The following is an 8,351-nucleotide window of genomic DNA, read 5'->3' on the forward strand; positions in this document are numbered from 1 at the left end:
TAACTCATCAAACGCTATTCCTCAAAGAATTTTACACTATATTTAAAATTTTGAAAGAAAACGCTTTGATAAGCATATCTCAAATTTATGCAAGAACTTATTAAAATTGGAGTTATCAATATTTCAGACAGAGCTAGTGCTGGAATTTATGAAGACATTCCGGGAAAAGCTGTCGTTGAAACGCTAAAGGATTACTTAGTTTCTACTTTTGAAACTGTTTATAAAGTAATTCCTGATGAACAAGATTTAATTTCAGCAACCTTAATTGAAATGGCTGATGTTGAAAATTGTTGTTTAATTGTGACAACTGGAGGAACTGGCCCTAGCAAAAGAGACGTAACACCAGAAGCTACAGAAGCCATTTGTGACAAAATGATGCCTGGTTTCGGCGAATTAATGAGAGCAGAAAGCTTAAAATATGTCCCGACTGCTATTTTATCAAGACAAACTGCTGGTCTCAGAGGAAAGTCTCTGATTATCAATTTACCCGGAAAACCAAAGGCTATTCGTCAATGCTTGGATGCTGTATTTCCAGCAGTTCCATATTGTATTGATTTACTTGAAGGACCATATCTTATTTGTAATCAAGAGATTATGAAAGAATTTAGACCTAAACAATAAATAGAAAATCCACAAATTAAATTTGTGGATTTTCTATTTATTTCAATTGATTAAGTTCTAAACTCAATTCTTCAATGAGCGATTTAGCTCTTTCTAACGATATTCTTGGTTCTGGTAATTCTTTACTCATAAAAGCGGATACTTCCCAAATTTCAGCAATTGATTTCAATGAAATTTCAAAACTTGGAATTGAAGAATCATCCGAACTGAGTAATAAAGTACCTTTTACTTTAATCTGATTGTAAACTCTTCTGTAAATAACACCTTGTTGAGGAGTGATTAAAATGTAAAATTTTCCATCCAGAATATTTGTCCAATGGTCGATAGCATTACCAATTACAATTGAATTTTGTAAAGGGAAATCACTTCCCATTTCAAACGCTCTACTCTTTTCAGAACTCACAAAAGGCATGGAAAAAGTAGCCAAGGTTTTGATATATTCTGTTTTAGTATAATTCGCCAGATAGTCTTTAATCTGTGTTCTTTTTACATAAGGAATTCTAATTTCAAAATTTTTCTGTGGAATTTCATTCAACGATTTATTATTGCTATTATGTTGATTTTCAGAAAATGACGAAAAGTTTTGCTCTGGAATAGTATAATTTACTCGATTATGAACAAATTGATTTTCGTTTCTAATCGGCAGTTCTTCTTCCTCTTTTTGAAAATACTCATCAATAATTTTAGCAATTGGCAACGGTTCTACTTCTTTCTTTTGAAAAGTACTTACAGCATCATTCACAGGCATTTTTACTTGCTCCATAATACCCGTAGTGCTTTGTCCCAAACTAATACCGGGTGTTTCACGAATTTTTCGAATATCAGTTTTAATCAATGAATCTACAGAAGTACCAAATACTTGTGCAATGGTTTTGAGGTTTTCTAAATTCGGATTGGCTCTTGCTTCTTCATAAGCTCCTAACAACGAGCGCTTTATACCAATTCTTCGAGAGAATTGTTCTTGAGTAAGTCCATTTAATCGACGAAGATACTTTATATTATTGCTAACGATAGACATGGTTTGACGGTTAAATCTGTAGCGCTTGTCTTAATTAACATTCTGCAAGGCAATAACAGTTTTAGAAATATTTTTTCTGTGATTAAAAATAATCAAGCAAATTTTTAAAGAAATCCATTTAAAATTTCGAACAAAAGATTTCGTAAAATAACGATAATTTAGGTGAAATGCCAATTATGGACAGAGAATATAAAATTACTCTCTGTCAAGATAAATAGCTTTTGTATCAATAGTTATTAAGCTCTAATTTTTCGATGCATCTTTCTGTAGCTTTTCAGCCAATTTAACGGCTTCATAAGCATTCACAATTCCTCCACTTGAAGAAAGTTTTCCAAACTCAACTAATTCTGAAGAACCCGGACGAGCAACTTTCAATTGCGCTAATTTGATGGAAGATTCTAAAATAATTTGCTTGATTTGCTTATAAGTAAAGGTTGGATAATATGAAATCAATAAAGCCGCCAAACCCGAAACAACTGGAGCAGCCATACTTGTGCCACTCAAATCTTCATATTTTGAACCCACAACTGTCGATTGAATATCTACTCCGGGTGCAAAAACATCCACCGTTTTTTGTCCGTAATTAGAAAATTCAGCCACTGTATTGGTGGATTGCATCCATGAGGTTGCTCCTACTTCAATCCAATTGTCAGCCTCGGTACCATCTAATAAATGTTTTGTTGGATAATTTTCTTTGGTATCAATATCCTGATTTTCGTTTCCTGCCGCATGAATCAATAAAACACCTTTCGATTGTGCAAATTTAACGGCTTCATCAACAGCAGATTTTTGAGGAGAAACAGTTTTTCCAAAACTCATATTAATTACTTTCGCTCCATTTTCAACAGCATACAAAATGGCGTTTACTACATCTTTATCACGTTCGTCTCCATCAGGCAAAGCTCTAATCACCATAATCTGAACATTGTCAGCCACGCCAGCAATTCCAAAATCATTGTTACGATTCGCCGCAACGATTCCAGCGACATGAGTACCATGACGAGCATCTGGACCTTTTACTTCATTATTCCCATAATTTCTGTCTTGGATATTATTTACATCATCCCCTACGATTCCTCTTGGATTATAAGTAAGATTTACGCCATAATTCAATTGAGTATCATAATATTCAAATGCCTCTTGAAGCTTGGTTTCATCTTGTCCTAAATCTAAAATCAATTCAAATACTCTTTTGGCTTTCTTTAGTTCTTCGCTATCCTTATTCGTAATTTTAGCCAAATCAGCTTTCGTAATTTCTTTTAGCCCCAAATGTTGTGTTAATTGAAGCTTTGCATCGATAAATTTATGATACAAGTTAATCACGAATACACCTTGTTCTTTTACATCTTTTAACTTGCTATCGTATTCTTGTTTGTATTTTTTGTACAAATCATACTCCTTTTTTTCCTCCGCAGAAAGTGAAGTTGTTTCACTAAAATGCTGATATTTCTTTTGAAGACGAGCAAATTCTCTGGTAATTTCTAAGCTTTCTTTAGCAATATCTTCTCCATTTTTTCCCCCTAAAAAATCCCATCCATGAATGTCATCAATGTAGCCATTTTTATCATCATCAATGCCATTATTAGGAATTTCCTTGGCATTTACCCAAATTTTATTGGTTAAATCTTCATGAAGAATATCTACACCTGAGTCAATAATTGCGACGATAACTGGCTTCGATTTTTTATTTTTTAAAATATTACGATAAGCTTTTTCTGTACTAATTCCTCTTACTTTATCATCTGAAAAATCTAAATTAAACCAATTGGAAGGAGCGTGTTCAAGTGAGGGTTCAAGATATTGTGCATTGGAGGTATTGAAAAGGAAAAGAAGCCAAATCAAACTGAGTTTTGGTAAAATATTCATGGCGGTTATAAAAAATTAAGGATTATATGCTGTTGTTGAATGAATTAACTGTAAATCTAAGAAAAAGCAAATTCAGATAAAAATGGCTATTTCGAAAGAAAAAGCTAAAACCTAAATTGATTTTTGTTTTTTCATCAAAAACACTTGTACAATTTAACATTTTAGACATAATTTCTTTTACTTAGTCACCTCTTCATGTGATTTAAAATCAAAAATTCTTCAACAAGCGTTGACTATTTGACTGACGAATCAATTAATCAACTGATTTACAATATAATCGGTTGTGGTTAGTATTTTCAAATATAAAGCAACGTGTAAAAATACAATAAGTACTCAAATCTGTTTATGTATATTCCAAGAATATTTTTTTACATTTTAAGCATTTCTTTTATTTACAGTATTTCATCATCAAAAATGAACCTGTGATACAATGGAATAGTTTACAGATATGATGTATATACATTAAATTTGGGTATCTCCATAAATTCAGAAATTATGAACAAAATCCTTTACAAAAAGAATAATTTTTACCCTTGGCTTATTTGTTTTTCTGGATTACTGATTCTAGTTGTCATCAACGGACTTACTACTACTTCGCTTTCTGTTTTCGATAAAGTTTTTATTAATGAATTTCATTGGAAACGAGATGAATTGAAACTTAGAGAATCTATCACCAACAGCGTTACGCTTTTTTTTATTTTAGTTTCTGGCATTATTATCGACAAAATTAGAGTAAAAAAAATGATGCTCTTCGGTAGTTTTGTTTTAGCCGTCGCTTTGTTTTCATATAGTTTTGTTACGAACAAATACCAAGCATATTTTATCCATTTTTTGTTGGGTTTATCCATGATAACGGCTGGTTCAGTTTCTTGTATCATTTTGGTTTCTTCATGGTTTCAAGAAAAAAAAGGTTTAGCATTAGGCATCGTTTTGATTGGCACAAGTTTAGGAAGTGCCATCTTCTCTCCTTTCAACCATTACTTATTGTGTGAATTTGGCTGGCGACAATCGTTCATGATTTTAGCAGCTTTTCCAGCTTTAATTTTAGTCTATATTTACTTCGTGGTTGAAAACTCTCCGAATGACATTTCCATCAAACCACTTGGCAAGGAAAGTGCAAGTAGTAATTTACTCATCGAAGGAATGACGTATCAGGAAGCTACCCGAACACATCTTTTCTGGTTAATTTGTCTCTGTGGCTTCATTACATTTTACTGTTTGGTTGGTACTATTGCCAATGTATTCTTACATTTAGTCGGACTAGGATTTACTGAAACACGTGCAAGTTTCTACCTCAGTTTGTACTTTATCATGGCTGGTTTAGCCAAATTATTTGTTTCTATTTTTTCAGATTATATCAATCCATATTTAGTATTTTCGATTTGCTGTATCATGATGATGATGGGCTGTTTCGGTCTTTCAATGATGAATACACAATTAATATTCCCTTCAATTGCCCTCATGGCAATTAGTTGGGGTGGAATTTACTCTTTGTACAACCTGATAGCCATCAAAACATTTGGATTAGCAGCCGCTGGAAAAATCAACGGAACAATAAATATGTTTGAAGGCGGCGGTTCATTATTGGGTCCAGTCATGACGGGACTCGTTTTTAGTATCAATCATTCATATCAATTGGCATTTACCATCAATGCAGGATTAATGTTTATCGTATTAATTCTTTCTTTGAGATTCAAGGCATTTATGCTAAAACTCCACAAACCAATCTCCCCTCAATAATTTCATGAAATATAATTTTGACGAAATCATCAACAGGAAAAACACCGATTCTCAGAAATGGGATATGTTTAATGACCCAGAAGACGTAATTCCTATGCCTGTGGCAGATATGGATTTTAGATGTCCAACGCCAATTTTAGAAGCACTTAATAATATTACTGAGCACGGAGTATTTGGTTATGCAATTGTTCCTGAAAGACTAAAAGAGATTTTTCAAGAGCGCTTAAAAAATCTTTATAACTGGGAAACTGAAAAAGAATGGCAAGTATGGATTCCCGGTTTAGTGCCTGCTATTTATGCTACTTGTAAAGCAATTGGCGAAGCTGGAGATGCAGTAATTACAGCAATTCCTGTTTATCATCCATTTCATTTAGCACCTGCTTATGTCGATAAAAAGTTGCAAACATTTCCGATGAAAGAAGTTGATGGACGTTGGACTTTCGATTTCGAAGCCTTGGAAGCGACCATTACGCCAGCAACAAAATTGTTTATGTTGTGTAATCCACATAATCCGGGCGGAACAGTTTTTACCAAAGAAGAATTAGAAAAATTGGTTGACATCTGTGAAAAACATGATATTGTGATTTGTGCAGATGAAATCCATGCTGATTTGATTTTAGATCCTTCAAAAAAACATATTCCTATTGCAAGTTTAAGTAAAAAAGCAGCCGAAAGAACCATTACTTTGATGGCACCTTCCAAAACTTTTAACATTGCAGGCTTGGGATGTTCGGTTGCGATTATTCCTAATCCTGAACTTCGTCAAAAATTTGAGCGTGCCAAACATGGATTTTTTCCTCCGCTTACTCGTTACTCGCAAGAAGCCGCATTTGTCGCTTACAGTGATTGTGAAGATTGGCGTTTGGCTTTGGTTGATTACCTCAAAGAAAATCACGATTACTTATACGAAGCTTTGAATGGCTATAAAGGATTAAAACTCCTTCCTTTAGAAGCTACATATTTGGCTTGGATTGATGCCAGAGCAACAGGAATCGAAAATATTCAAGAGAAATTCCTTGAAGCGGGCGTAAGAATAATGGACGGAAAGATTTTCAAAGGTGAAGGTTTTTTCAGATTAAACTTTGCTTGTCCGAAAGCCACACTCGTTGAAGCTGTTGAAAGAATTAAAAAATCCTTGACTGAATAAATCAAAAATCCCTCCATGTTTTAATAGCCTGGAGGGATTTTTTTTGTCTTTCAAGCTCATTTAAAAATATCAGGATAAAAATTCGGTATAATTTTAATAATTTCCGCTTTGGAAAATAAACTATTTACATTGAAAATATCATGGAAGAAAATAAAGCTTTACGCTCGCAAAATTGGTTTGGGAAAACAGGAAAAGATGGATTCATTTATCGTGCTTGGATGAAAAACCAAGGTATTCCTCACGACCAATTTGACGGTCGCCCAGTAATCGGAATTTGTAATACTTGGTCGGAACTTACTCCTTGTAATGCTCACTTCCGTGATTTGGCAGAAGCCGTAAAGATTGGCGTCTATGAAGCGGGTGGTTTTCCTGTTGAATTTCCAGTGATGTCTTTGGGCGAAACTTTGATTAAACCTACTGCCATGTTATACCGAAATTTGGCAAGTATGGATGTGGAAGAATCAATTCGTGCTAATCCGATTGATGGTGTAGTGTTACTTTGTGGTTGCGATAAAACGACTCCTTCTTTGGTAATGGGTGCTTGTAGTGTGGATATTCCAACACTTGTAATTTCGGGCGGACCGATGTTGAAAGGACATTTCAAAGGAAAAGATATTGGTACTTCCGACGTTTGGCGTTTTGCAGAAGCCTATAAATTAGGACAAATCTCACAGTCAGAATTTGTGGAAGCGGAGGCTTGTATGGCTCGTACACAAGGACACTGTGCTGTAATGGGAACAGCTTCGACAATGGCAACGATGGTTGAGGCACTGGGTTTATCACTTCCCAATAATGCTTCGATTCCTGCGGCGGATGCTCGTAGAAAAGTAATTTCTCAGTTTTCGGGCAGACGTATCGTTGAAATGGTAAAAGAAAATTTAACCCTTTCAAAAATCCTTACTCGTGAAGCTTTTGAAAATGCCATTATGGTAAACGCTGCCATCGGTGGTTCAACCAATTTTGTGATTCACTTGTTGGCAATTGCGGGTAGAATTGGGGTTGATTTAAACATTGAAGATTTCGATAAATTTTCTCAACATATTCCTTTGTTAGCCAATCTTCAACCGTCTGGCGAACACTTTATGGAAGATTTGTATTACTCTGGTGGCTTGCCTGCGGTAATTAAAGAAATGCGTGAAGTACTTCACAACGATGCTTTGACAGTAAACGGAAAAACTATTGGGGAAAACTGTGAAGATGCAGAAGTTTATAATAGAAATATTGTGGCGACGATGGAAAATCCTTTCAAACCCAACTCAGGAATTGCGGTGGTAAAAGGAAATCTTTCACCGAATGGAGCAGTATTAAAACCTTCGGCGGCTACTCCTGCTCTGATGGTTCATCGTGGCAAAGCGGTGGTTTTTGAAACCATTGAAGATTATCATGCCAGAATTGAAGACCCGAATTTAGATATCGACGAAAATTCTGTGATGGTTTTGAAAAATGTTGGTCCAAAAGGTTATCCCGGCATGGCAGAAGTTGGCAATATGGGTATTCCGAAAAAGCTTCTTGAAAAAGGCGTTCACGATTTAGTAAGAATTTCTGATGGTAGAATGTCAGGAACTGGTTTTGGAACGGTTGTATTGCACGTTTCACCTGAAGCTGCTGCTGGTGGGAATTTAGCTTTAGTACAAAATGGTGATTATATCAGTTTAGATGTGCCAAACAGAACGCTAAACTTAGAAGTATCCGACGAAGAATTAGCTGAAAGACGTAAAAATTGGGAAGCTATTGATATGAATATTACTCGTGGTTATGTAAATCTTTACATCAATCACGTTGAACAAGCTCACTTAGGGGCTGACATGGACTTCTTGAAAGGAAAATCTGGAAGTGTCGTTACAAGAGATTCACATTAATACTGTGTCTCATCCTAAAAAAGCTTGACAGTATTAGCTAACCTTTAGCACAATGTCTTTATCGAGCGAATCTTCTTTTAATACAACTTTAGTTTCTTCG

Annotated in this window: 6 protein-coding genes; 4 read left to right on the forward strand and 2 right to left on the reverse strand. The window is 34.9% G+C overall.

Going from position 1 to position 8,351, the window contains the following annotated elements:
- The first annotated feature begins 87 nt into the window (after nt 1–87).
- On the forward strand, nt 88–621 hold the full coding sequence (mog, locus tag ABID42_RS22480) for a molybdopterin adenylyltransferase (protein WP_367285576.1): 534 nt from the start codon (nt 88–90) through the stop codon (nt 619–621).
- A 37-nt stretch (nt 622–658) separates the two neighbouring features.
- Here mog and ABID42_RS22485 read toward each other — a convergent pair whose 3' ends face one another.
- Both ABID42_RS22485 and ABID42_RS22490 read right to left on the reverse strand, forming a co-directional pair.
- Nucleotides 659–1,639, reverse strand: coding sequence for a helix-turn-helix domain-containing protein (locus ABID42_RS22485; protein ID WP_367285577.1), 981 nt, complete (start codon nt 1,637–1,639; stop codon nt 659–661).
- A 243-nt stretch (nt 1,640–1,882) separates the two neighbouring features.
- Nucleotides 1,883–3,505, reverse strand: coding sequence for a S8 family peptidase (locus ABID42_RS22490; protein ID WP_367285578.1), 1,623 nt, complete (start codon nt 3,503–3,505; stop codon nt 1,883–1,885).
- A gap of 495 nt (nt 3,506–4,000) precedes the next feature.
- Between ABID42_RS22490 and ABID42_RS22495 the strand changes: the two genes are divergently transcribed.
- The 3 genes from ABID42_RS22495 (at nt 4,001) to ABID42_RS22505 (ending at nt 8,251) form a co-directional block, all read left to right on the forward strand.
- Nucleotides 4,001–5,245, forward strand: a complete 1,245-nt coding sequence (locus ABID42_RS22495) for an MFS transporter (protein ID WP_367285579.1) — start codon at nt 4,001–4,003, stop codon at nt 5,243–5,245.
- Between the two features lie 4 nt (nt 5,246–5,249).
- Entirely contained in the window at nt 5,250–6,392 is a 1,143-nt protein-coding gene (locus ABID42_RS22500; protein ID WP_367285580.1) for a MalY/PatB family protein, read from the forward strand.
- A 140-nt stretch (nt 6,393–6,532) separates the two neighbouring features.
- Complete coding sequence (locus ABID42_RS22505; RefSeq protein WP_367285581.1) at nt 6,533–8,251, forward strand: IlvD/Edd family dehydratase; 1,719 nt, start codon at nt 6,533–6,535, stop codon at nt 8,249–8,251.
- Nucleotides 8,252–8,351: the final 100 nt, after the last annotated feature.

Origin of the sequence: Arcicella rosea (assembly GCF_040543805.1) — a bacterium.
In the GTDB taxonomy this organism is placed as follows: Bacteria; Bacteroidota; Bacteroidia; order Cytophagales; family Spirosomataceae; genus Arcicella; species Arcicella rosea.

What these genes read in the sequence shown, in the direction of transcription:
- ABID42_RS22485 (WP_367285577.1), bottom strand. Translation starts at nt 1,639, where the DNA reads ATGTCTATCGTTAGCAATAATATAAAGTATCTTCGTCGATTAAATGGA.
- ABID42_RS22500 (WP_367285580.1), top strand. Translation starts at nt 5,250, where the DNA reads ATGAAATATAATTTTGACGAAATCATCAACAGGAAAAACACCGATTCT.
- mog (WP_367285576.1), top strand. Translation starts at nt 88, where the DNA reads ATGCAAGAACTTATTAAAATTGGAGTTATCAATATTTCAGACAGAGCT.
- ABID42_RS22495 (WP_367285579.1), top strand. Translation starts at nt 4,001, where the DNA reads ATGAACAAAATCCTTTACAAAAAGAATAATTTTTACCCTTGGCTTATT.
- ABID42_RS22490 (WP_367285578.1), bottom strand. Translation starts at nt 3,505, where the DNA reads ATGAATATTTTACCAAAACTCAGTTTGATTTGGCTTCTTTTCCTTTTC.
- ABID42_RS22505 (WP_367285581.1), top strand. Translation starts at nt 6,533, where the DNA reads ATGGAAGAAAATAAAGCTTTACGCTCGCAAAATTGGTTTGGGAAAACA.